The organism is Kroppenstedtia sanguinis, assembly GCF_050433445.1.
In the GTDB taxonomy this organism is placed as follows: domain Bacteria; phylum Bacillota; class Bacilli; order Thermoactinomycetales; family DSM-45169; genus Kroppenstedtia; species Kroppenstedtia sanguinis.
The window spans coordinates 46,036-69,716 of sequence record NZ_JBNPXF010000005.1 but is presented as its reverse complement, the minus strand read 5'-3'; the positions used below and the strand labels follow the sequence as shown (position 1 = coordinate 69,716).

The window sequence follows — 23,681 nt, the reverse complement described above, 5'->3', positions numbered from 1 at the left end:
GTGATTTTGGATCGGTAGAAAAACCAAAAGGTCATGTGAAACCAGGCGTGTTGATTAACCCTATTTTAGGTGGGAAGATCCTGTTCTTCCACGCTCAGATACCATCCCAAAAGGTGTAGACGGTCCGCTCCGAATCTTCCCATCGGGCAGGCAAGGGCGAATCCGGGAGGTCAGCAACACAAGGATGAATGTTGCCCCCAAGCGCCCTCTCATAAGACTTCACTTCTACACTGGGTAGGGTAGCAGCACGACTCAGGGATGTTGTTTAATCATAAAGTGGTTGATGAGAAAGAAACAACCTTTTCTCTCTTCCCATTGTCCCCATCGTAAAATATGGCTTGAGGGAACGAGGATGGTGGGACGGCTACGAACTCTTGCAAAGAGTGCAAAGACAAATCAAAGTCCCACCCACCATCCCGACCTTATCTCCTACCTAAATTATGGCTAACCAACACGCCTGCACCCGACTCCCTTCCGCCGCCCATTTTCTGATTCATCCGAAACCCCATCCACCATCTGCAAACGAAGTAAATCATAACACTTCTAAACCGGCTGGATCCATCTCCTTCTCCAAAGGGGAGTTTTTTTTATTTCCTCTTTCTACATCCCAGCCCAATCTGCTATACTTTGCCTCATGATATTTTGTTCAGAAAGGTAGAACCTTCGTGTCCAAACAAGCACAAGCTCCTTTATTCACCCGTCTCCAAACACATGCGCGGAAAGATCCTCTACAGTTTCATATTCCCGGACACAAAAAAGGGAGAGGAATGGACCCTGAATTTCGCCGATTCATGGGAGATTCAGCCTTATCCATCGATTTGATCAATATTGAACCCCTGGATGATCTGCACCACCCCCACGGAGTCATCCAGGAAGCACAGGATCTGGCAGCGGAAGCCTTCGGAGCGGATCACACCTTCTTCTCCGTACAAGGGACCAGCGGCGCCATTATGACGATGGTTATGTCTGTCTGCCATCCCGGAGATCAGATTATCGTTCCCCGGAATGTTCATAAATCCGTTCTCTCCGCCTTGATTTTGGCAGGCGGACACCCGATCTTTGTTCATCCGGTCATGGATGAAAAGTTGGGAATTGCCCATGGGGTCACCCTACAAGGGGTGGAAGAAGCACTCCATCACCACCCTGATGTCAAGGCGATCTTGTTGATCAACCCTACGTACTTCGGGATCGCCTGTCACCTGGAAGAGATCGTAGACCTGGCCCATTCCCGGGGTATCCCCGTCCTGGTGGATGAAGCCCACGGGGTGCATACCCATTTTCACGAGAATTTACCCTTGTCCGCTATGCAAGCCGGCGCGGACATGGCTGCCACCAGTGTACACAAGCTGGGGGGATCCCTCACCCAAAGTTCGGTGTTGAATGTGCGGGAAGGTCTGATCCACCCGCGCCGGGTGCAAACGATGATCAGCATGATGACCACCACTTCCACTTCCTATCTTCTCCTCGCTTCCCTGGATACAGCCCGGCGCTACCTGGCCACCCATGGAGAAGAGCGGATCGGAGATGCACTGCGGCTGGCTGATCTCGCCCGCAGGAGAATCAATGAAATCCCCGGACTTCGCTGTGTCGGTCGGGAAATCCTCGGGGGTGAAGCTACCTATGCCATGGATGAGACCAAATTGATCATCCATTTGCACAGCCTGGATATCACTGGCTACGATGCGGAGACTTGGCTTCGGGAACAATGGAATATCGAGGTGGAATTGTCTGACCTGTATAACCTCCTGTGTCTGATTACCCCCGGAGATACCGAGGATTCCATCCATCGATTGGTGGAAGCATTGGAGGGTTTGTCCCAGGAATTTTATACCGAGAGGCAAGGGCGAGTCGACTCGGTTCGGGTTCCGGAGGTTCCCGTGCTGGCGGTCTCTCCCCGGGATGCCTTCTATGGAGAAACCGTCCCAGTTCCCTTTACCGAATCCGCCGGCCGGATCATCGCGGAATTTATCATGATCTATCCGCCGGGGATTCCCGTCTTGCTTCCCGGAGAACAGATCACACAGGAAAACATCGAGTATATCACCGAACACCGGGACGCCGGCTTGCCTGTACAGGGACCTGAAGATCCACAGATCCGTATGGTTCAGGTGTTAAAAGAGTTTTAAACGGGAAATAGCGGGTGGGGAATTCCGACCCGCTATTTTTATTTGATTTTCAGATCAGGCACCTCGGCCATACTGTCCAAGATATAATCCGGTCGCCAGGGACTTCTCTCTGCCTCCTGGCGTGTACTGATCCCAGTCAAGACCAGCACCGATCCCATGCCATTCTCCTGGGCCATCCGGATGTCCGTCTCCAACCGATCCCCCACCAGCCAACAGGCAGCCGGTTCCAAGTTCAGCTGATGAAGGGCGGCTTGCGCCATCAGAGAGGAGGGTTTGCCAACCACCTGACCCACCCGTTGACCGGTCACCGCTTCCACCGCACCGATCAAAGCAGCGGTATCCGGTAGCTCCCCTCCGTCAACGGGGCAGGTCCGATCCGGATTGGAGGCGACGATTTCCGCCCCTTGCTTCCATGCCTGAAACACCCGATTCAGTTTGTTATAGGTGAAGCCTCTGTCCCAAGACAATAACACATAGCGGGCTTCCATCGGCTCTTCTGTCAACCGGATCCCGTGTTGCAACAACTCCTCTTGGATCGGCTCCTCACCGACCACCATGACCTTCTCCCCGGAACGGCAAATCCTCTGAAAATATTGCGCCGTCACCAGAGAAGAGTTGACCACCTCCTCCAGCTCGGCAGGAATGCCCATCCCTCGCAGTTTGCGCACATAATCCTCTCGGCGGGCAATCGGTTTATTGGAGAGAAAGAGCACCCGATCTCCTCTGGCCCGCAGTGTCCGGATCGCTACATCTGCTCCCGGCACAGGATGATCCCCGAGATACACCGTTCCATCCAGATCCAAAATATATCCCCTCGGCCCCATCTTCCCTCCTCCTCACCTCAGTAAAGTTGGTCCCGCGTCAGCTTTTCGGCGAAATTTTGCAGGAAGATGACCAGAACGATGATCACGATGGACATAGCAGAAGCCATGTAAAACTCCCCGCGCAGCAAGTTCTGAAAAACAGCCAAACTCATCGGTGCCCAGTCTGTCGGTGCCATCAGGATAGAGATGCTGGTCTCCTTGATCACCGTTACAAAAACCAAGATCCCACCGGCAATAATCCCTGGCAACATCAAAGGTCCGATCACAGTGATCATGGTCATGAAAGGAGAAGCTCCGAGACTGACCGATGCCTCCTCCACATCGCGCCGGATCGCCATCATCGTCCCCATCGTGGAGCGAATCATATAAGGCATTCGTCGAATCGTATAGGCGACTATCAACAACATCGCCGTCCCCGTTAATTGCAACGGTGGTGTGTTAAAGGTTTGGATCAAGGCGATCCCCAGTGCAATTCCCGGTACCACGAGCGGAATCGACGAAAGCCAATCCAGGGAGACCGATCCCCTCCGCACCACAAACCAGGAGACAAATACTGCGATTATCACACTGAGTATCAAAGCCCCCGTGGCCAGGATCAGACTGTTGAATATATTTCCGTAAGAGGTGCTGAAGAGGGTGACATAGTGCTTCACTGTGTAGCCGTCAGGCAGTGCATGGTGTCCCCAGGTAGTGGCGATGGAAGAAAGAAAGATCGACCCCATCGCCAACAGAGGAACCAGTAGAACGAGCAGGCTGTATAAAGAGAGAACCCTATTTAGTCCCTTTCCTTTCATCCTCCCAGAACCCGTCGGTTTTCCCGAGATGGTCCCGTACTCCTTCCCACGAATCACCCACCGTTGTAACCAGAAGAAAAGGGCAGCCACTCCCACCATCACCACGGTCAAGATGGCGGACCCCGACCAATTGAAAAAGCCAGCAATCTCCCGGTAAGCCTCGACGACAATCAAATTCAGGTTCTTGGGAGCCAAGATAATCGGGGTACCAAAGTCGGAGAAGCTGATGGTGAACACCAGCAACATACTGGATAAAATCCCTGGACCCGCCAAGGGAAGGGTCACCCCGAGGAAGGTGACTCCCCCTTTTGCCCCCAAGTTGCGAGAAGCCTCTTCCAGAGCGGAATCACTGGCACGAAAAGCGGCTACCATCGGCCACAGGGCATAAGGAAAGAAAAAGAAAACCTGAACCAAGATAATCCCCAGCATCGATTGGACCTCAAACAGGACTCCCTCTCCCCCCAAAGCTCGCCACAGATGATTTACCCACCCCGTCTGTCCGAACATCAGCATAAATGCATAGGAGGAAATGAACGTCGGCATCACCAAAGGAACCGTGGCCAGCGCAGCAAAGGTTTTCTTAAAGGGCATATCCGTGCGAGCAAAGGCATAGGCCATCGGCAGACACAACAATGTCACACACACCGCAACCCCTGTGGCCAACTGGAGGCTGTTTAGGAGTGCGGACAGATAGCGGGAATCTTGCCAAAATTCCCGATACCCTGCCAGGGAAAAGCTGGTGAGTTTCTCCAGGGTCGACGTCCGGATCTGAGAATCCACCAGACTTCCCGGAAGATTGATCGGTTCCCCGACAAAACTGACCAACAGGATGGAAACCAAGGGGAGGATCAGGAAAATTATAAAAAACAGGAGGATGAGTAGTTTCAAAATCCCCAGACCGCTCCATTTTTTAATCTTCTCGCTCACGTTTCCCCCTCTCACAAAACCACCACCTGCTCCGGCTCCAAGGTGACCCAAACCGGATCCCCCTCACCCAGAAGCGTTTTCTCATCGGTGTACACCACATCCACCTTGAAAAGAATTCCTTTTGCATCCACTTCATAGCGAACCTTGGGGCCGAGATAGGTAGAGCGAATCACCTGTGCTGGCCAACAGTTGGGAGACTCCGGTGCCGGGAGCTGCTCCTCCCGTGGAAAAACAGACAGACTTTCCGGTCGGATCAGCACCTCCGCTGTCTCCCCTTCGGGAGTGAGGGCACTTACCAGATCCAGTCCGGGGCCGATGGAGAGAATCCGGCTTTGGTCTGCTTCCTCCATTTTCACTTGGGCCTGAAACAGGTTGGAGGAGCCTACAAAATCAGCTACATAAGTGGTGGCCGGCTGACTATACAGGCGAGAAGGGGTATCCGTCTGTACCACCCTCCCTTCCTTCATGACTGCAATCCGATCCGCCATGCTCATCGCTTCCTCTTGATCATGGGTGACAAAAATCGTCGTAATTCCCAATTTCCTTTGGATATTGCAGATCAGTTTTCGCATGCTCCCCCTCAGCTTCTTATCCAAATTGGACAAGGGTTCATCCATGAGCAACAGAGAAGGTTCCATGATGATGGCTCGAGCCAGTGCCACCCGCTGTTGTTGTCCCCCGGACAATTGATTCGGCAGGCGATCTTGCAGGTGATGCAGTTCTACCATCTCCAGGGTCTCCTCCACTTTTTCGCTGATCTGCGACGGAATCCGTGTCAATCTGCGACTGATCATCCTTGTCAAAATCCGTAGTTTTGTCCAAGGGCCCTCCCGGTAAAATCGCCGCAGATTCAGGGGATAAGCTACATTTTCAAACACGGTTAGATGGGGAAACAAGGCATAGCTCTGAAAAACCATGCCACAGTTCCGCCGATGAGCCGGGACCCCCCGGATATCTTTCCCGCCAATCCAAATCGTTCCGGAAGAAGGTTCTTCAAAACCGGCGATACAACGCATCGTCGTCGTTTTTCCACATCCCGAGGGGCCCAGGAGGGCGAACAACTCGCCTTCCCGGATCTCCAGATTGACATCCTCTAGCGCGTTGACCCCGGTGTAGCTCTTATTTAACTTTTGAATGGACACAAACTCCATGGGGCACCCCTCACTCAAATTTTTTACGCCACTCGTTCCGGATCCGGTCGTAATTCTTCACTGCCCAATCCACATCCAATTTTTGCGCGTGGGGGATCACCTTTTTCAAGGTGAGGGGAGTCTGGGATTTAACATCCTCCCGGATCGGAATATGGTACCATTTAGCAAGCACCTCCTGCCCTTCTTTAGACAAAAGGTAATCGATCATCGCTTTTCCACCCTCGGGATTGGGTCCATCCTTCACCAGGGTGACGGGATTGACCAGAATCGGCGTCTTCTCCGGAACCACAAAATCCACTTTTTCTCCTCGGGCCTTCATTTCATAGGCCATAAAGTCAAAGGCAACTCCGATCTCCGCCTCCCCTTTGGCTACTGCCTGCGAGGGAGCTAAGCCCGAATCAGGAAAAGCGTTGGCCTGATCCACCAATTTATCGAAATATTGCCACCCTTTTTCCTCACCCATTTCCATCATCTGGCTCATCACTGTCAATGTGGCTGTGCCGGAAGCGGCAGGATTAGGCATTTGAAACTTCCCTTTCCAGCGGGGATCCAGCAGGTCATCCCACGTACGGGGAACTTCATCTTTTTTCACCTGATCCGTGTTGTAGATAAATCCCAGAACGAATATCTCAGTACCTACCCATTTCCAATCTTTATCCCGGAGTCTGATACCGTTTTTCTCCACCGGCCAATCCTTGGCGAAGTCGGGTTTGTAAGAGGTGACAATCCCTTTTCCTTTGGCTGTTTCAAAAGGTAGAAATCCCCCCCCGCCGTACCAGAGATCTCCCATGGGACGATCTTTTTCTGCAATGAGCCGGTTTACAATCACATTGGTACCACCGTATTGCACATCCACTTTAGAGCCCGGGTTCGCCTTTTCGTAAGCTTGACCGATCTCCTTGGACATATCCGGCGTCTCTGGAGAATATAAAGTGATCTTCCCCTCAGCTCCTCCAGCTCCTGCTCCTGTATCCCCTGCACATCCCACCAGACTGATGACAGACACCAGGAGCGGGATCCCGACGAGACTCCATCCTCTTCTTTTTTTCATGTGACTGCCCCTCCGTAACCCACTTTTTTCAAGACAAACCGAAGCTTGCCCTTATCTTTATTTGATGATCGACTCCCGTGGTTTATGACTTGCACAGGCACACAAAAAAAGCCGCGGCAGATACCGCGGCGATCTATCAGCTCTTTATTCTTCGTCAGAGGTCGATTCGGTGCAACCCGGACAAGTTCCGTACAGGGTTCCGCTTTTTTCACTATCTACATAGGTGATGATTCCATCACAGGTTTGACATATGATTGCTTCCATCAGATTTGACATCCCCCTTGAAAAGCGGATTCAGCCTGAATTAAAGCGCCTTGGCCTCAAATAATATGTCACATTTATTATATTAGGATATACAATTAACGTCAACCTGTGATCTCTGGTTTCTCTTGGCAATAAAAAAATCCGGCTCCCTCGCCGGCCGATCTCAGTCCTCGCAGTTCATTCCCATAATTCGAAATTTTACATTAAAAGGATCCCTTCTCTGCGCCTTCTCTTGGCAAGGATCAGGAATTACACTCTTCCACCTTGGTTTCTAGGAGAGAAGCAATCTCACAAAAAAGAGCGATATCTTCCTCATCTACACTTCGAACCGACATGCCCACAACAACCAGTTCTCCGATCAGGTGATGCCCCCGATAGAAAGGAACATAAACCTCCACCTGATCTCCCGTCTGTTCACGTACTACACTCCCTCTGGCCGCCGCCACACTGTGGAGGCCGCAACCAAAAGAGACTGCCGGCAGGAGGGAGCAAAAACCAGCACTGTAAAACTCCACGAACCGATATCCGGATACCAGGTATACCCCGGCATAACGATAGGCAGACACCTTTTCATACAGAACCTGCGGTACAAACCGATACAATCGTTCGATGGATCCTCCCAGCCGATCCGATACCACACCGATCTCCGCCCGGATTTCGTCCAGAAGATCTGCTTTCCGCATTTCCGATCCATCCCCCATTATTGGAGTAAACTACAGCTTAGCATAACTGTTTTCCTCACTCAACACACTTTTCTTATCAAAGCATCCCGCTCCGAGATAACATTTCAACGTACCCTCCCCCTTTCCCTCTCTTTTTATATAAATATTTCATATGGAAAAAATATTAAATTCCGTTTGCAAAGGAGCCAATATTTCAATCCTTCTGTCCATTGCTTCTCAAACATGCTAACATATAGGTGTCTCTCTTTTGTCAGAACCTCAATGTATTTTTCAGGAGGGTGAACACTTGAGCAAAAGTGCTTACATCAAGCTGGCCCAACCCGTCAGCCTGAATGAGGTGAAAGAAAAACTGGATCTTCTCATCGATGGCACCTCTCGTACAGGAGAACAACTGGGTTGGGATTATGCTTCCGCCGCCTTCCCCTACTCCGTAGAGGAAAAGACCACTTCCGACGGCAATCACTGGCTTCTGCTGAGAGGAAAGGAGTCCCACTTGTACAAATATCTCTTGATCGGGATAGACCCCGGCAAAGAAGAGGACCCAGCAAGCCCTCCCTCTATTCAGCTGGTGCTTCCCGATGGGGCCACACACGGAGATCACGCCAAAGCCAATGAATTTTGCCGTTTTCTGGCCAAATCATTTGCAGCCGAACTGCAACTGTTCAACGGACGTATCATGTATTCTCATCCACGCAAAACGTAACACCATCCGCAAAGGGATGGTGTTTTCATTTTTTCCCTCTTTTCATTTCAGTCGCGGAAGGATATCCTAAGGATAGGAACACAAGTTCGTGAACTTTTGAATCGCAAGGAGGGATTCAGGTGGGAAAAGGGGAACGAATTGTGCTATTGGCGGACATGAACGCTTTCTATGCCAGTGTGGAACAGGCTCTGGACCCGGCACTGCGGGAGCAGGCGGTTATTGTCTGCGGAGATCCCGAACGTCGCCACGGCATTGTACTAGCCGCTTCTTATGAGGCTAAAGCCCTGGGTGTAAAAACGGGCATGCCGGTCTCCCAGGCAAAAGAACTGTGTCCTACCGCCCGGTGTGTCCGCCCCCAGATGTCCACCTATGTTCAGGTGTCCGTGCGGATCATCGATATTCTGAAACAATTCTCCCCCCAGGTGGAGCCCTTCTCCATCGACGAAGCCTTTGTCGAGATGACCGGTTGCGAAGCCCTCTTCGGGGACGGACTCACAGCCGCCCGGAGAATTCAGCACCGCATCCACTCTGAAACAGGCATCCACTGTTCCATCGGCATCGGCCCCAATAAACTGCTCGCCAAAATGGCTGCCGACCTGAAAAAACCCCGAGGGTTAACCCTGTTAACCCCACAGGATGTTCCCAAACGCCTCTGGCCTCTTCCCGTTATTGAGCTGTTCGGGGTGGGAAGACGGATGGAAAGCCATTTTCACCGGATGGGAATCCGGACCATCGGCGACCTGGCCCGAGCCGACCCCGATCTGCTTCACCATCGGTTCGGTGTGATTGGCCGCGTGCTTCACCAATCCGCCCATGGCATCGATCACAGTCCGGTGGATCCTACCTCCCTCGACGGAAGCAAATCCATCGGGCATCAATTTACTCTCCCCCGAGACTACACGGAAGAAGGGGAACTTCGTCTGGTCCTTCGGGAGCTGGCGGAAGAAGTGGCCGGACGAACCCGAAAAGCCGGATATACAGGAAGAACTCTTTCCTTAACCCTCAAAGGATCCGATTTTCGATCGATTCACCGCTCTCTCACCATGCCCGACCCTTCCAACCTCGGGCGTCCGCTATTCCACACAGCGATGGAGCTCTTCCACCGTCACTGGACCGGACAACCCGTCCGCCTGGTCGGGATCACTCTCAGCAATCTGCTACCCGACCGAGGGATTCAGCTCACTCTGTTCGAAGAGAAGGAAAAAGAGCAACAACTGGCAGAGGCTGTGGACGAGATTCGGGAAAAATTCGGCACTCGCAGTATCTTCCTGGCCCGCTCCCTGTCTGGAGCCAGTGTATTTGCAGATCGTTCCGGCAAGATCGGCGGTCATCTGATGTAGCCCTACCATACAAACAAGTAGTGAGTTCCCATAGCAAACACCGTTCCCAGCCATCCGCCCACGATCACATCCGTCGGATAGTGCAAGCCCAGGTAGATCCGGGACAATCCGACGGCCAGCGCCAAGGGGAAGAGGAGGACGAAAAGCCAGGGAAGATGAAAAATCCAGATCAGCGCAAGGGAAAAAGCCGCCGCAGTATGGCCAGAGGGAAATGAGTAATCTTGCAGAGGATGGGAGACTACTCGGAGGTCAGAGTACTGAAGATAAGGCCGCAACCGTTGCCAGCAATGTTTGCCCACTTGGACTCCCAGGTGGCTGGAAACCAGGGAAACCAGCCCCTCCAATGCCCAATTTCGAACTGGAGGCGTTTGAAAGATGAACCATACTAAGAGGAAGCTCAAGGTGAATCCCGCTCCTCCCAGATGAGTCACCCGAGACATCAGCCAGTCCAAAAATCTGCACTTCCACTGCTGGTTTACATAACAAACAAAACGATGGTCCACACTTTGTAACCGTGCCGCCAGCCGCTTCATAGCTCCTCTCTCTCCCCCACAGATGTTTTCAGGAAAAGAAAAAGAAGAATCTCCCTTTCACCTGTATCCCCCATTTTATCACAGTCCAAAAAAAGCGACACACCAAGCAGGCACGGCTCCCCGTGCCCGCTTGGTGAGTAGTCCAATTAGTGACCTCAGATCACTCCATACCATTTTAGTCCACTGTTCTGTTATGCACTTTATCAAGGGTTAACCACCGCTACCATATGTCCCACTATTCACAAAAAATCCATTCATATTGTTTGCACTTCAGGCGTGTTGATTAGCCATATTTTAGGTAGGGAGATCGTGTTCACCCACGCGACTGTTGCCATCCGGCAAGGAAGTGAAAACTGGCCGCTCCAAATCTTCCGATCGGGCAGGGGCAAAGCCTTACGGAAGCAACACAAGGAAGAGGTTGCCCCTAAACGCCCTCCCTCCAGATTCTCCGCTGGGTAGGATGGCAAAGGTCGCTTTGGCAGCACACGACTCCCTTCCGCTGCCCATTTTCTGGTTAATCAACAGCCCTGTTTGCACTTAGTTATCACTATTCGTTCTCTGACATAACATATGTTGATTCACGCGTGTTGATGAGTATGTGCCAACAACTTTCTCATAGATTAAAGGAGATAGCATTAGCGGTGGCCGATGGAGAATCGATCAAAGGCTGTTCGTTGACAGGAATCGGGACCTCGACTATGATGGAAAAAGATTAATTTCAGCAAAACACATCTATTAACTATGAATTAATAGGAGGAAGTCGGATGAAACGGTGGTTGATCGCAGTACTGTCAGTGATTCCATTGCTGGTGACCGGCGCTTGCAGTAGTGGAGGCGGACAGCAAAACGAGGATGACACAGACCATCTTCTCGCTGATATAAAGAAGCGTGGTGAAATCCGCATCGGAACCGAAGGCAACTACAAGCCCTTCTCCTTTCGGGAAGAGAAGAGTAACAAACTGACCGGCTACGATGTGGATGTGGCCCGGGAAGTGGCCAAACGGATGGGCGTCAAAGCAAAATTCGTGGAAACCTCCTGGGATTCCATGCTGACAGGTCTGTCCACCGGCCGTTTCGATCTGGTGGCCAACGAGGTAGGAATCAAAGAGGAACGGAAGAAAAAGTTTGACTTCAGCCAACCCTATTCCATCTCCTACGCCACGATCGTAGTCCATCAAGACAATAAAGAGATCCGGGACATCGCTGATGTCAAAGGAAAACGGGCCGCCCAGACCCCGACCAGCAACTATGGACAAATGGCTCAGGACGCCGGGGCGGAAATCGTCTCCTACGAGGACATGATGACGGCGATGCGGGATGTGGCCGCCAAACGGGCCGATCTGAGCTTCAATGACCGCCTGGCCATTGCCGAGATGATGAAAACAGTCGACCTGCCGCTGAAAACCGTGGGCAAGCCGATGGAAAAATCGGAAAGTGCCTTCCCGGTGCCCAAGGGGAACAAAGAACTACTCCAGGAAATCGACAAAGCACTGGACGAGATGCGCAAAGACGGCACCCTCACCAAGATCTCCGAAAAATGGTTTGAGGAAGATGTCTCCAGACCGTGAATTGGCAAAAATCCTCCGAAATGGCGGAGGTTTTTTTCGTATAAGGTCCCAGGTGAACAAACTCGACAAGAGGGTCAGATCCCGTCCACATAGGGATTCTCCCATCGATGGCATCGGACCATAGACTTTCTCCATGCAAAATCACACCGGCGAAAGGTTGGAAAGCATCATGACGGATATTGAATGGGATAAACTCTTCAATCCGCAACTGGCAGCGGAATCCTTGCCGTTTGTGCTGGAAGGAATCGGATACACCATTTCCCTCAGTTTCATCACCATGATCATCGGACTGATCCTCGGGCTGATCACCGCCATGGGACGGATGTCAAAGCGGGTGTGGTTCCGGTGGCCGGCCCGGTTCTATATCTCTATCATTCGAGGGACCCCTCTCCTGGTTCAGCTATCCATCTTGTACCTGGGCTTGCCGGTGGTGGGAATCCGGTTGTCCGCCATTACCGCCGCAATCATCGGTCTCTCTCTCAACGTGGGCGGATACTCCGCGGAAACCATCCGTGCCGCGATCCTGTCCATCCCCCGGGGGCAGTGGGAAGCGGCCAAATCGATGAACATGACTCATTGGCAGACGATGCGCCGGATCATCCTCCCCCAATCCGTCCGGGTGGCACTGCCGCCGTTGGCCAACACCTTTCTCAGTTTGGTGAAGGACACGGCCCTGCTCTCGGTGATCACCGTACCGGAGATGATGTACCAAGCGAAGATTGTCGGCGGGCGCAGTTTTGATCCCATGACCATGTATATCCTGGTGGCCGCCATCTATTGGATCATCTGCACCCTGCTCAACGTGTTGCAGGAAAAACTGGAAAAAAGATTCGGCCGTTTTGCCGTCTAAATGGAGGTGAACCCATGATCACCATTCACGATTTGAACAAACAATATGGAGAGTTGCAAGTGTTGAAGGGAATTGATCTACAGGTGGAGACGGGAAAAGTCCTCTGCATCATCGGTCCCAGCGGTTCCGGTAAATCCACCCTTCTCCGCTGCATCAACCTGCTGGAAACCCCCACTTCGGGAACGGTTTCCATCGGGGATACAACCGTCACCTTCGGAGAGAAGAAACCCAGGGAAAAAGAGATCCGTGCCCTACGTGGCAAGACGGGGATGGTCTTCCAAAGTTTCAACCTCTTCCCCCACAAAACCGCACTGGAAAACGTGATGGAGGGACCCCTGGTGGTGAAGAGGGAAGAGAAAGCCCGCACGCGGGAGCGGGGGAGGGAGCTTCTGGCCAAAGTGGGTCTCGCCGACAAGGAAAACACGTATCCCTCCCAACTCTCCGGCGGTCAGCAACAACGGGTCGCCATCGCCCGTGCCCTCGGCATGGCACCGGAGGTGCTCCTCTTCGATGAACCTACTTCCGCCCTCGATCCAGAACTGATTGGTGAAGTCCTGGCCACCATGAAAGAGTTGGCCAGGGAAAACCAGACGATGGTGATCGTCACACACGAGATGGCTTTCGCCCGGGATGTGGCTGATCAAGTGATCTTCATGGATGAAGGCTCCATCGTCGAGTCAGGAGATCCGGCCCAGATCTTCTCCAACCCCAGTCACAAACGGACCCGGCTGTTCCTGGCCAAACTGCTGACCGAGACAAGTTGACCCTGATCATATTTTATAAAAAAGAAGCCTGTTCATCCTCGTTCTGGCTTCTTTTTTGATTTTCGAACAAATAGCCTGTGGCGCATCCTTAATTTCATATTGTAGTGCCCATGGCGCATCCTTAATTTCATATTGTAGTGCCCATGGCGCAAAGGTCGCTTTGGCAGCACACGACTCCCTTCCGCCACCCATTTTCTGGTTAATCAACGAAGATGACCAACGGTTTGTTGGAAGGAATCAATGGACTAGTACAAGCGATAATTGAGAAGGAGGAACCCGAATGAGCGAGGAAATCAAAGGCCTACTGCAGGCAATTCTGAGGCGATTGGACGAACATGGCGCAGAAATAAAGGCTGTACGAGAAGAGGCTCACTCCATCTGAAAGGAAATGGCCGCAAAGGAAGATGTGGCGGAAATCTGAGGAAATATTCACCCCCTGATCGATGAAGTCAGGAAATTGAAACGGAAAGTCGGGGAGGTACAATGAAAGGTTACTCAAAGGAAGACGTGGTCCTTTACACTGGATATCGGAAAGGATGCCCAGGGGAAGCGGAAGCAAAAGACAAAGGGAGGATTTAAGACCAAAAAGGCAGCCGAGGAAGCCTGTACGGAGTTGATCGAGCTGAACAAAGGTGAGTATGTGGTACCTAGCAAATCCACACTGGGTGAATACCTCCAGAAATGGATCAACTCCTCCGCAAAACAAACCATGAGGGATACCTGGATACCCATCAGATTGTGATCGATAAGCACATCAATTTAAGTCAGCTGACAAAAGAGTTTTTTGTGGTCAACGCCCACAAAGACAAAAAAATAAAAACCCTTGAGAATTCAAGGGTTTCAGTGGTGGGCAGTACTGGGATCGAACCAGTGACCTCTACCGTGTCAAGGTAGCGCTCTCCCCCTGAGCTAACTGCCCGAAGAAGTCATGGCTCTGGTGGGCCCAACAGGACTCGAACCTGTGACCGATCGGTTATGAGCCGACTGCTCTACCAGCTGAGCTATAGGCCCTAAAAAAAATAAGATGGCGGAGCTGACGGGACTCGAACCCGCGACCTCCGGCGTGACAGGCCGGCGTGAACTCCAACTTCACCACAGCTCCATAATGGTTGCGGGGGCAGGACTTGAACCTGCGACCTTCGGGTTATGAGCCCGACGAGCTACCGACTGCTCCACCCCGCGGCGACAAATAATACTATACTACATTATAGAAGTCATGGCAAGGGGTTATCCAAAGTTTTTTCAGGAACGTCTCCAAATGTATCGAACTCCATAACGCCCCTTCTTAGATTGAAAGACTTCCACTTCAGCTGGACTGTCATATCCATAGATCCACCAGTCTTCCTGCATCCGTGTAGCCAGACAACGGGCCTGAAAGCGTGTTTCATACAATTTGGCCCAATAAATCCAGCATGTCATGTGGTCAATCCCCCTTATTTCAGTCTCCGCATGGGAAATTGCATCAGGGGATAGTTTGTCTGAAAACCGAGGGATTCATGCTTGGAGGGCAATCGTACATTTTTGCTACCAGCCGATTCCTTCGGTTCCTTCCGGTCATAAAATAAATTGACAATCCCATTGGATTGTCAGTTCAACCATCTGACCTGCTTTGGACAGATGTTCCCTCCTCTGAATGGGGGCTGTTCCCACAGCCCCTTTTTTTTGTCCAAAAACCATCCCCTCCCGAATTCAGACACAGAAGAAAGTTATCTCAGCCAGCATGTTGATTGGGTACATCGGCTTCTCCGGCTTCTGCCGCCTCCTCTTCATCCCGGATCCGGTGAGCTAGACGACTGGAAGCCGATGCAGCGATGCTCGCTACCAGATCATCCAAAAAGGTATGAACGAGACCGTCGTTTTGAGTATCCAAGTTTTTTATAACCCCGATTTTGTGTTTATCCAAATACCCAAAAGTGGTGACAGCAATGCTCCCGTATCCAAACACCGATCCAAGAGCCAGTGTCTCGTCACAGCCGAACAATCCTTCATCCTCTCTCACGATGGACAGGAGGGGTTCGGACAACTGATTTTTCTCTGCTAACTGATCCAGCTCCACTCCGACCAAAATGGCATGCTGAATCTCCCGTTTATCCAAAACAGCAGTTACACTTTCCACACAGCTGTCCATGGTGAGGTGATCGGAATAGGGGGATTGCATTTGATAAACAATCTCGGCGATCCCTTCCAAGGTGACCCCACGGTCCTGCAAGCGTTCCAGTGCAGAATCCTTCACCACTTTACTGTGAACACGCCTATTCATCATCGGTTCCTCCTCTTCCACGTAAAAGCCACCTTTCCATCTTATCACAATTCTTCTTGCAGGTTCTTATCTTTTGACTTTATCGGTTGTTCACTAGAGGGTATAATGAAAGGTAACCCTTTCCACTGCCCAAGGATTGCACTTGGCGAATCGGTTCCGACTACTCTTATTCCCAACAAAGGAGGTAATGCGATGAAATTCGGGATCGCCACTTTTCCGGGAAAAGTGATACAGGACTTCGCAAACTCCTACCGTAAACGGTACGACCCCAACTACACATTGATACCGCCCCATATCACCCTTAAGGAATCCTTTCATTTGGATGAAAAGATGCTCCCCCAAGCCGTGGAGCACCTAGAGCAAGTAGCACAGGAGACAGCCCCCTTCAATATTCATTTTCATAAAATCGGCAGTTTCCACCCCACGAACAACGTCGTGTACATGGCTGTGGAAAATGCGGATGAAATCAACCGCCTTCATGAAAAAATCAATCGCGGCCAACTTCATCACGAAAGCGGATATAAATTCATCCCTCACATCACCATCGGTCAGAAACTTCCCCAAGACGAACTACTGGATGTTTATGGTAGCCTGCGGATGTTATCTGTGGACATGAACAGCTGGATCGATCGTTTTCACTTAATGTATCAGCTGGAAAACGGCTCCTGGACGCTCTATCAATCTTTCCTGCTCCAAGGATAATCCGAACAGTTATCCGGAGGTTTTTCATGAGCTTCGAAATTAAAACGGTTACAAACCAAAACGAACTGGACCAAGTCATGTCCATTCGATTCCAAGTGTTTGTGGAAGAACAAAAGGTCCCCCTTTCCTTGGAAATTGACGATTGGGAGGAGACAGCGACTCATTTTCTGGCTCGATCTGCCGGAAAACCTGCAGGTGCCGCTCGCTTGCGCTTTCTTGCCGATAGCATCGGAAAGGTGGAGCGGGTGGCGGTTCTGCCCTCGCAGCGAAAGACCGGAATGGGTCGTGCTCTGATGCAAGCCATAGAGGAATTCGCCGCCAATCACGGGGTGACCCTGATCCAGCTTCACGCCCAAATCCAAGCTCTTCCTTTTTACTGTAAATTGGGCTACCAAGTGACGGGGGAACCCTTTATGGATGCGGGGATTCAACATCGAAAAATGGAGAAGCCGATCCTTTCCTAGGATCGGCTTCCCTTATGTTCTTGCGGACCTGGCGGCCTTTTCCAAAGCATTGACCGTTTCCCGATCGGTGGTGCAGGTTCCCAAGTCAGCATGATACATGGAACCCTGGCGTTCCCCGTGAAAATCCGACCCGGCAGTCGCCAAGAGCCCACACTGACGGACCATTTCCCTATACCTGATTCTCATCTTCTCATCATGGTCTGGATGGTTCACTTCGATCCCTGCGAGATCATTTTGGGCGAGTTTCCACACTAATTCATCATCGTCGTATAAGCCAGGATGGGCCAAAACAGGGACTCCACCGGCCTGGCGGATTAAGATTAGCGCTTCCTCCGGAGAGATCCGAGGGGTGGTGACATATGCCGCCCCGTCTTTGCCCAGATACTTTGCAAAAGCTTCATTCATGTTCTGAACAACGCCTTTTTCCACCAGCACTTCCGCAATATGCGGGCGACCGATATTTACTTTGTCCGGTTTTCGGGCCTCCACTTCCTCCATGGTAATTTGGATTCCCAGGTTCGTCAGTCTGTCCAGAAGCTGGTGGTTCCGTCTTTTCCTCGCTTCCCGTTGTTCCTGTAGCCTCTCCTGAAACGATTCATCAGTAAGATCCACAAAATATCCGAGTACATGGATATCCTGTCCGTTGGCGACCGTACTGATCTCGACTCCCGGAATTACAACCAGCCCCGATTCTTCCCCGCACTGTCGGGCTTCTTCGACACCGGCCACCGTATCATGATCTGTGATGGCAATTCCCAGGAGTCCCTTCGCTTTCGCCCTTTTGACCACTTCAACCGGTGAAAACATTCCATCGGATGCTGTGGTATGTACATGCAGATCCAAACGACTCAATGGGCTCCACTCCTTTCCCTTCCTTTCAAAGCATACCACACTCTCCAGAAAAGCGAGGAAAACCCGGAATGATTCATACCGTGCCACCCTTCGTTCATAACATGGAAGTATCCCTTTTTCAGAAACACCCTTTGCTTGCGCAATGAAGGATAGGAACGCAAACCATCTTGTGAGGAGGTTTCACTTTGGGCCAAAGGATGAAACGAATCATGGGATTGGTGTACACTCGCGATCAAATTGATCGCACGCTGCGCTCCGGGGGATTTGTCCGGCGTAGCGGACAACCCCCTGTCTATGATCTTCACCTTCGCGATCCACTTTCCGGACAGAAATTTCGCCTCCGGATTCCCACCTATCCTTCTCCAGATCCAGATATTTCTCGACTTCGCCTAGGGAAGCCTGTCATTGATCGATGTAGAGGGTATCCCTCGGTAAAATCAGGCCATTCTCCTATCCCAGACCATGTGGTGAAAGCAGCAGACCATCAACTAGCGGAAGTTTTCTCTTATCTCAATTCCAGCGATCCCGGGAAGGAGGTCTGATCCACCTCTTACTGGGAGCCACGCCTGTGTGACCGTCACCGATCTCATTCCAAAAAAACCTATATCGTTGTGATTCCATCTCTTAGACGCGGCCGGCCGGGGTTGAGTTTTACATTCCGGGGGAGATCGGCTCGACTTGTGTCCTGTGGGTCTGACGCAACACTCTTGCGTTGTCAGCCACACAGGCCTCTTTTTTTCTTTACATGAAACAAAAAGACTGCACACGCCTTAGAAAAAGGTGCGGACACCCACAGGGTGCCCGCCACACTCAACAGTCGTTTCAGGTGCGTTTTTTCAATTCTTTCTTAACTTGTTCACCCAGTTCATTAGCATTTTGCGATGACTGTTTAGTTTCGTCTGTGGAAACACCCAATTCAGACGCCACCTCGTTCATCGTTTCCCGAAGTTTTCGCTCATCGGAGGAAACATCTTTCCGGTCATGCTCTTTTTCCTTGGGTTCTTCTTTATTGAAGTTAAACAAGCCGAACATAGCAAACGCCCCCCTACAAGTGGTTGAGTGCCCTTTTAGTATCACACTTGTCAAAAGGCATTATAATTCCTGTTTATGGTGGTTTAAACGTAGAGTAACTTTTTTATGCAAAAAAGGAGAACAAGGCAGGACTCCTAGATTCCTATGCAGAATAAGACAAACGAACACCCGTACGCTTCAGAATACGAAAAAAAACTCGCCATGGGAAACGGCGAGTCCTTCAAAGCAATTCGGGTTCATAAATCTCCTGAAGGTGTGGATAGACAGATTCCACAGAATGGAAACTACATCTTTCCCCATGAAAAGCAACGGTTCCACGCACCCAGAAACGATGATCCAGCCAAGTCGGAGGAACCCCCCGACCGTTCATATGAAGGGGAAGCCACTGATCCGCAATTCTCAAGCGGGCTTCTGCCCCGGAAACAGCCATTTGAACTGTGCCTGTCAACTGTTTGGAACCAGGGGCTTCGGCCACCCCGTTTTCCCGCAACCAGCGATAGGCCTCATAAGAAAGCGGGAGATTTCGGATCGACTCCCGATACACCGGAGCAAAAGCAGGATACACATCACTGATCGCCTCTTCCTGAATCCAGCGAAACAGTCCCTTTAATGTATTCAGGAAGATTCTTGATTTAATCGGTCCACCTTCGCCGGTATCCACGTACCAGACCCCGAAGAAATGGGACAAGACATCCCCACTCAACATGGGCCAGGTAAACCGCTTGCCAAAATAGGTGGCAACATACTTTTTAAAGAGTTCGAGGGAATGCAGATAGAAACTTTGGGTCTTCTCCTGGAATTTCTCCACATAGTTGGAGAAAAACAAGTTCAACTGCTGTTCCACGATATCGGGAAGACCTATCTCTTCCTCTGGCAAAACCGGTGGGTTGAACCGTTTCTTCTCAACAGGCAGTGCACCCATTTCGGACATTTCCTTCTCTTGTGTTGTTTCTCCCCAACCTTCCTCACTGACGGGATCGGGAAGATCTTCCGCTGCCTTTTCCGACTGTTCCATCTCCCGGGCTCGTTGCATCATCCACCCGAGAACATGCAGTCCATGTTGATGCCAATATTCCCGCTGTAAGCCCTCACTGGGCTGTACTTGATTTTTTAAATACATATCGATCTCCCCCTTCATCTCCACCCCAAAAGATGTATAAGGGCCAAACAGCTCGTACCGATTGACCAAGCGGGAGAGTCGAGCAAACATCAACATGCCTACACGAACCGGCTCCACCAGACGGATAGAAAACTCCTGGTCTTCCGTCAATAACGAACGGAGGATCACCTCCTCACCGTTCACGCGAACCACTTCGTAACAGCACAGATGAACCCCCGCCAATTCTTCGGCGATTCGCTCCGATTGCGATGAGGAACCGACCAAGGTTCTCCTCCAATATTCCACGGGTCTTTCTCCCCGAAAACAAGTCGCATCAAACAGCATCCAAAAACGATAGGTGTAGGCCAACTTGGACGGGATCGGATGTTCTACCGGCAACTGGAGACATTTTTTAAAGGTGACGGACCACTTCTCGTCGATTTCCCTCATACAATTCTCTTGAAACCATTTGTTAAGCCAAGAGACCAACCGGGTTTTCAATTTCCGCTCCCGCTCTTCCCGTAGAAACTCCGCTGACTTGAAAGCCACCACCCGTTCACAGCACTTTTTGTATTTTTTTCCGCTACCACAGGGACAAGGATCATTTCTACCAGCAGTTACAGGCATATTGACACATCCCGTATAATCCTTTTCTCCAGTATATCTCAATTCCCCATCAAAAAACAAAAATATTTGGAAAAGACTGAGCCAATTCCCACTTCGCAACCTACTCTTATCATAAATAGAAAAAACCCGTGGTGTAAAGTACCACGGGGAAAATGATTCCACTTTTATTCGAGGATATAAACGGTTACACCTCTCCGCCCCCACTGAATCGCTTCCTGGCGGGTCTCGAAGAAAAGATCGATGATATTTCCGTTCACGGCCCCACCGGTATCCTGCGCCACAGCCTGACCGTAGCCTGGTATGTAGAGCTTGGTACCGAGTGGGATGACACTAGTATCGACAGCAACGGTTCCTCGATGAGGCATCGCACCTGTCGCAGTAGGACTTCCGGTGTGAGTGTATCCCGTGGCCTGCATGGAGAGGCTTTTTTTGTATTTTAGACCGGCAATTCGGGACCCAGAAGAGGAAGAAGCCAGATCCGTGTCTTCCTTTTCTTCCTCCTTAGTCTCTTCGCCGGAGCCCACCTTCACAATCTCAGCCACAGGTTTAACCTCATCCACTTTCTTCTGATCCGTCACCATGGCCTTTCCATTTTTATACAAGGCGGTCACTTCATAGATGACTTTTCCCTTTTCCCCTTTTTGGGTCACCTTTTTTTCACCCTTGGGCAAATCAGGATCCTTTTCTTTTTTGACTGGATAATCCGTCGTTTCTACCTTTTTCTTGACCTGTTTTTCGATTTTGTCGATCACAATCATCATATCATTGTTAATTTTTTGATCCAATGCGGCATTCATTTGATCGCTTTTTTCCGTTTTCACTTTTTGTTCCTTGAGAAAATCTCCGACAGTGGGTTGCAACGTTCGGGTCTTGACCGGGTCTTTCCCACCCACCTTCAGAGAGACCTTACAATTACAGGTCAGGTGAACTTTGGAATCCTTTTCGATCGGCTGATCCCAGGGGTGATCAGGCTTATATTGCTTTTTGAGTTTGGCGGGATCATAACCTTCATCGGCCAAAGCCTCCGCCAATGTTCCACTGAGGACGTCGGTTTTGATTTTTTTATCCTGGTCACTGAAGGTGACGGTGATCTCTTTGTTCATCATCGCATAACCGACGAACGTACCGGACAACAGCAGGACAGCGGCAACCCCGAGAGAAATGATCAGGGATTTCTTCATTCAATACCTCCTTCCTACTGGTAAAAAGACGGTTATATTATAACAGAGTACCAGGAAATGTCCACAAATCAGGAAATTTCAAAATGTGTCCAATTTGTTAAATGATTCAAACAAAGCCTCCATCTATCTTATGACTTCACTTTCCGGATCTGCCCCATGGACATGAAAGAGGAGAGCGGATTTATTCCACTCTCCCGCCGGCATCCGTCGGCTCCGGATCTCCGGAGATCTGGTCAGGCGGCAACGGCTCTCTTTGAAACTTCTTCACATTTTCATCTAAGGGAAGTTTTTCACTGGGTGTAGGTACTTTTTCTGTCTTGGGCATCGTCTTGGGCGCCTCCCGTGTCGCTTTTGGATGGTGGCGGATTGCGGAGGACCCATAAATATCCACCGTGAGACGACCATTTCGAGCGGTTGCTTGAATCAGAATCGGTCTGTTCAGCTGATTTTGAAACTGAAAATCAGGTCCGCCCCATGAAACTGTCGCATCCCGGCCCGCCGGCACATAAGTCACCTGCTTGCTGTGGCTTACTCGCTGTACCACATGCAAGCCCGCTCTCTCCACGCTGTTAAATAACGTGGACGAAGTTTGACAGATCCCACCACCCACTCCTTCCGTATACTCTCCCCGGACGATGATCTTAGCTGGGCGGTATCCTCGGGAGCCGGAACGAATCCCCACTGTCCGGTTAAAGGAAAACACTTCTCCGACATTGACCACCTGATGGTCGATCGCCCGCACAGACAGTAAGATATTCTGAGATCGATTCGCATTATGCGGATTATATACCGTGGAGTAAGAAGCTAGGTGCTTCTCCTTGATCCTTTTCAAGGTTTCCGTGGTGATGGGCGGGCTCCAGATCTGTACGGGAACTGTCAAAGGGCGGTTAAGATAATGGTGAATCCCGTCCAGCCAATGGTTCACCTCCGCCCGATCCACTTTGCGGCCATTTTGGTGCGGCACCAATTGCCGGTCCCGGAAGTAGGCGGATTTCGGTTCACGGTTAATCTCTTTTTCCACTTGTGAAAACCAATGGTGGAAGGCATCCCGGTCCAAGGTGGTGGGATCGATCCCATCAAATCCCGCTTGACTGAGATCCAATCTCCACTCTTTCCCTTCATACTTCACGATGAAAAGCGATTTGGTCTGATTTCGGGCTTTCACATCTGCATGACCTGGGGCCTCTTCCTTTGGTTTCGAAGCCGGTTTCTGGGACACTTCTCCCGGCACACATCCGCAGATAAACAAGAGTACAGAAAGCCAAAATCCAATCGTCTTCAAGCTCTCACCCCCCGTCTCTAGTCTTTGTCAGGGGGAAGAGGCAACACACTGGGAACTTCAAACAATTATCCAAATAAGCCGACGAGAACAATCCCGGCGATCCCATTCCAAAGGATGAGCAAGGGAACACCGTAGCGAAAAGTAGAGTGCATGGTCTTATGTCGAAATGTTTTCATTCCCACCCAAAGGCCGAGTCCACCGCCCAAAAATCCGCTCATAAACAAACGTCGTTCCGGGATTCGCCACCTGCCTTTCTTGGCCCGGGCTTTATCCGACCCCATCCATGCAAAGGCCACCCCATTGATTACCAACAGATAAATAAGGATCCACATCATAAACTCAGCGTATCCGATCCATTAAAAAATCTCCATACATCTTCTTTCCGATTTTTCATAAGCGTAGTTTTCTATGCCGGGGCCCGACCGGTCGGAATGGTGTTTCACATTCCCCGGAGCTAGAATTCCTGCCATTGTAAGGGAATCATCCGCTACTCCATGGGGCGATGATTTTATGGCAACTATAAGGCAATTTTTCATCCGATTTGTGAGGGATTGGCGAAAAGACCGTTTTGCGAACAAATTCCCATGTACATTCGGGTATGCTA

The 23,681-nt window shown here is 50.8% G+C and carries 24 protein-coding genes, 4 tRNA genes and 1 pseudogene; 10 read left to right on the top strand and 19 right to left on the bottom strand.

Going from position 1 to position 23,681, the window contains the following annotated elements; all coding sequences use genetic code 11:
- Nucleotides 1-665 precede the first annotated feature (665 nt).
- Nucleotides 666-2,126: an aminotransferase class I/II-fold pyridoxal phosphate-dependent enzyme gene (locus JOD24_RS04575; protein ID WP_429246420.1), complete on the top strand. Its 1,461-nt coding sequence runs from the start codon at nt 666-668 to the stop codon at nt 2,124-2,126.
- A 38-nt stretch (nt 2,127-2,164) separates the two neighbouring features.
- Here JOD24_RS04575 and JOD24_RS04570 read toward each other — a convergent pair whose 3' ends face one another.
- The 6 genes from JOD24_RS04570 to JOD24_RS04545 all read right to left on the bottom strand — a co-directional run bounded on the left by JOD24_RS04570 (nt 2,165) and on the right by JOD24_RS04545 (nt 7,820).
- Complete coding sequence (locus JOD24_RS04570) at nt 2,165-2,950, bottom strand: HAD-IIA family hydrolase (RefSeq protein ID WP_429246419.1); 786 nt, start codon at nt 2,948-2,950, stop codon at nt 2,165-2,167.
- 17 nt (nt 2,951-2,967) lie between these two features.
- Complete coding sequence (locus tag JOD24_RS04565) at nt 2,968-4,671, bottom strand: ABC transporter permease (protein WP_429246418.1); 1,704 nt, start codon at nt 4,669-4,671, stop codon at nt 2,968-2,970.
- Between the two features lie 11 nt (nt 4,672-4,682).
- On the bottom strand, nt 4,683-5,822 hold the full coding sequence (locus tag JOD24_RS04560; protein WP_429246417.1) for an ABC transporter ATP-binding protein: 1,140 nt from the start codon (nt 5,820-5,822) through the stop codon (nt 4,683-4,685).
- Between the two features lie 10 nt (nt 5,823-5,832).
- Complete coding sequence (locus tag JOD24_RS04555; RefSeq protein ID WP_380164143.1) at nt 5,833-6,873, bottom strand: extracellular solute-binding protein; 1,041 nt, start codon at nt 6,871-6,873, stop codon at nt 5,833-5,835.
- Between the two features lie 144 nt (nt 6,874-7,017).
- Nucleotides 7,018-7,137 carry a GapA-binding peptide SR1P gene (locus JOD24_RS04550; protein WP_380164145.1) on the bottom strand — a complete coding sequence of 40 codons (120 nt, stop codon included), beginning with the start codon at nt 7,135-7,137 and terminating at the stop codon, nt 7,018-7,020.
- Nucleotides 7,138-7,379: 242 nt separating this feature from the next.
- Nucleotides 7,380-7,820, bottom strand: a complete 441-nt coding sequence (locus tag JOD24_RS04545; protein ID WP_380164147.1) for a hypothetical protein — start codon at nt 7,818-7,820, stop codon at nt 7,380-7,382.
- Between the two features lie 286 nt (nt 7,821-8,106).
- On the opposite strand from JOD24_RS04545, the gene JOD24_RS04540 reads away from it, so the two are divergent.
- Both JOD24_RS04540 and dinB read left to right on the top strand, forming a co-directional pair.
- The gene (locus JOD24_RS04540; protein WP_380164149.1) at nt 8,107-8,523 is read left to right on the top strand and encodes a DUF1885 family protein; all 417 of its coding nucleotides are present in this window, start codon (nt 8,107-8,109) and stop codon (nt 8,521-8,523) included.
- Between the two features lie 119 nt (nt 8,524-8,642).
- Nucleotides 8,643-9,863 (top strand): DNA polymerase IV, encoded by a 1,221-nt coding sequence (dinB, locus tag JOD24_RS04535; RefSeq protein WP_380164151.1) that lies wholly within the window; start codon nt 8,643-8,645, stop codon nt 9,861-9,863.
- A 2-nt stretch (nt 9,864-9,865) separates the two neighbouring features.
- Here dinB and JOD24_RS04530 read toward each other — a convergent pair whose 3' ends face one another.
- Nucleotides 9,866-10,396, bottom strand: a complete 531-nt coding sequence (locus JOD24_RS04530) for a phosphatase PAP2 family protein (RefSeq protein ID WP_380164153.1) — start codon at nt 10,394-10,396, stop codon at nt 9,866-9,868.
- Between the two features lie 764 nt (nt 10,397-11,160).
- On the opposite strand from JOD24_RS04530, the gene JOD24_RS04525 reads away from it, so the two are divergent.
- The 4 genes and pseudogenes from JOD24_RS04525 to JOD24_RS04510 form a co-directional block, all read left to right on the top strand.
- Complete coding sequence (locus JOD24_RS04525; protein WP_380164155.1) at nt 11,161-11,964, top strand: transporter substrate-binding domain-containing protein; 804 nt, start codon at nt 11,161-11,163, stop codon at nt 11,962-11,964.
- 166 nt (nt 11,965-12,130) lie between these two features.
- Nucleotides 12,131-12,814, top strand: coding sequence for an amino acid ABC transporter permease (locus JOD24_RS04520; protein ID WP_380164245.1), 684 nt, complete (start codon nt 12,131-12,133; stop codon nt 12,812-12,814).
- 14 nt (nt 12,815-12,828) lie between these two features.
- Complete coding sequence (locus JOD24_RS04515; protein ID WP_380164157.1) at nt 12,829-13,578, top strand: amino acid ABC transporter ATP-binding protein; 750 nt, start codon at nt 12,829-12,831, stop codon at nt 13,576-13,578.
- Nucleotides 13,579-14,098: 520 nt separating this feature from the next.
- A pseudogene (locus JOD24_RS04510) lies at nt 14,099-14,299 on the top strand (Arm DNA-binding domain-containing protein); the annotation flags it as partial.
- 123 nt (nt 14,300-14,422) lie between these two features.
- Here JOD24_RS04510 and JOD24_RS04505 read toward each other — a convergent pair.
- From JOD24_RS04505 to JOD24_RS04480, 6 genes are all read right to left on the bottom strand, one after another.
- A tRNA-Val gene (locus JOD24_RS04505) sits at nt 14,423-14,497 on the bottom strand.
- A 16-nt stretch (nt 14,498-14,513) separates the two neighbouring features.
- Nucleotides 14,514-14,589 (bottom strand) — tRNA-Ile (locus tag JOD24_RS04500).
- A gap of 14 nt (nt 14,590-14,603) precedes the next feature.
- A tRNA-Asp gene (locus JOD24_RS04495) sits at nt 14,604-14,680 on the bottom strand.
- Between the two features lie 4 nt (nt 14,681-14,684).
- Nucleotides 14,685-14,760: transfer RNA gene (locus tag JOD24_RS04490), tRNA-Met, on the bottom strand.
- 60 nt (nt 14,761-14,820) lie between these two features.
- Nucleotides 14,821-14,997, bottom strand: a complete 177-nt coding sequence (locus JOD24_RS04485; protein WP_380164161.1) for a hypothetical protein — start codon at nt 14,995-14,997, stop codon at nt 14,821-14,823.
- 292 nt (nt 14,998-15,289) lie between these two features.
- Nucleotides 15,290-15,838, bottom strand: coding sequence for a phosphatidylglycerophosphatase A family protein (locus JOD24_RS04480; protein ID WP_380164163.1), 549 nt, complete (start codon nt 15,836-15,838; stop codon nt 15,290-15,292).
- 192 nt (nt 15,839-16,030) lie between these two features.
- Here JOD24_RS04480 and JOD24_RS04475 point away from each other — a divergent pair, with 192 nt between their 5' ends.
- Nucleotides 16,031-16,540 (top strand): YjcG family protein, encoded by a 510-nt coding sequence (locus JOD24_RS04475; RefSeq protein WP_380164165.1) that lies wholly within the window; start codon nt 16,031-16,033, stop codon nt 16,538-16,540.
- Between the two features lie 26 nt (nt 16,541-16,566).
- Entirely contained in the window at nt 16,567-17,004 is a 438-nt protein-coding gene (locus JOD24_RS04470; RefSeq protein WP_380164167.1) for a GNAT family N-acetyltransferase, read from the top strand.
- 12 nt (nt 17,005-17,016) lie between these two features.
- On the opposite strand, the gene JOD24_RS04465 is transcribed toward JOD24_RS04470, so the two are convergent.
- Complete coding sequence (locus JOD24_RS04465) at nt 17,017-17,856, bottom strand: PHP domain-containing protein (protein ID WP_380164169.1); 840 nt, start codon at nt 17,854-17,856, stop codon at nt 17,017-17,019.
- A 185-nt stretch (nt 17,857-18,041) separates the two neighbouring features.
- On the opposite strand from JOD24_RS04465, the gene JOD24_RS04460 reads away from it, so the two are divergent.
- Nucleotides 18,042-18,398, top strand: a complete 357-nt coding sequence (locus JOD24_RS04460; RefSeq protein ID WP_380164171.1) for a hypothetical protein — start codon at nt 18,042-18,044, stop codon at nt 18,396-18,398.
- Nucleotides 18,399-18,678: 280 nt separating this feature from the next.
- Here the strand turns inward: JOD24_RS04460 and JOD24_RS04455 are convergent, their stop codons facing one another.
- The 5 genes from JOD24_RS04455 to JOD24_RS04435 form a co-directional block, all read right to left on the bottom strand.
- On the bottom strand, nt 18,679-18,888 hold the full coding sequence (locus JOD24_RS04455; protein WP_380164173.1) for a DUF948 domain-containing protein: 210 nt from the start codon (nt 18,886-18,888) through the stop codon (nt 18,679-18,681).
- A 220-nt stretch (nt 18,889-19,108) separates the two neighbouring features.
- Nucleotides 19,109-20,614 (bottom strand): YecA family protein, encoded by a 1,506-nt coding sequence (locus JOD24_RS04450; RefSeq protein WP_429246416.1) that lies wholly within the window; start codon nt 20,612-20,614, stop codon nt 19,109-19,111.
- 164 nt (nt 20,615-20,778) lie between these two features.
- The gene (locus tag JOD24_RS04445; RefSeq protein ID WP_380164177.1) at nt 20,779-21,795 is read right to left on the bottom strand and encodes a resuscitation-promoting factor; all 1,017 of its coding nucleotides are present in this window, start codon (nt 21,793-21,795) and stop codon (nt 20,779-20,781) included.
- A gap of 181 nt (nt 21,796-21,976) precedes the next feature.
- Complete coding sequence (locus JOD24_RS04440) at nt 21,977-23,077, bottom strand: VanW family protein (protein ID WP_429246415.1); 1,101 nt, start codon at nt 23,075-23,077, stop codon at nt 21,977-21,979.
- Between the two features lie 65 nt (nt 23,078-23,142).
- A complete protein-coding gene (locus JOD24_RS04435; protein ID WP_380164247.1) occupies nt 23,143-23,409 on the bottom strand; it encodes a DUF1294 domain-containing protein in 267 nt (88 codons plus the stop codon).
- Nucleotides 23,410-23,681: the final 272 nt, after the last annotated feature.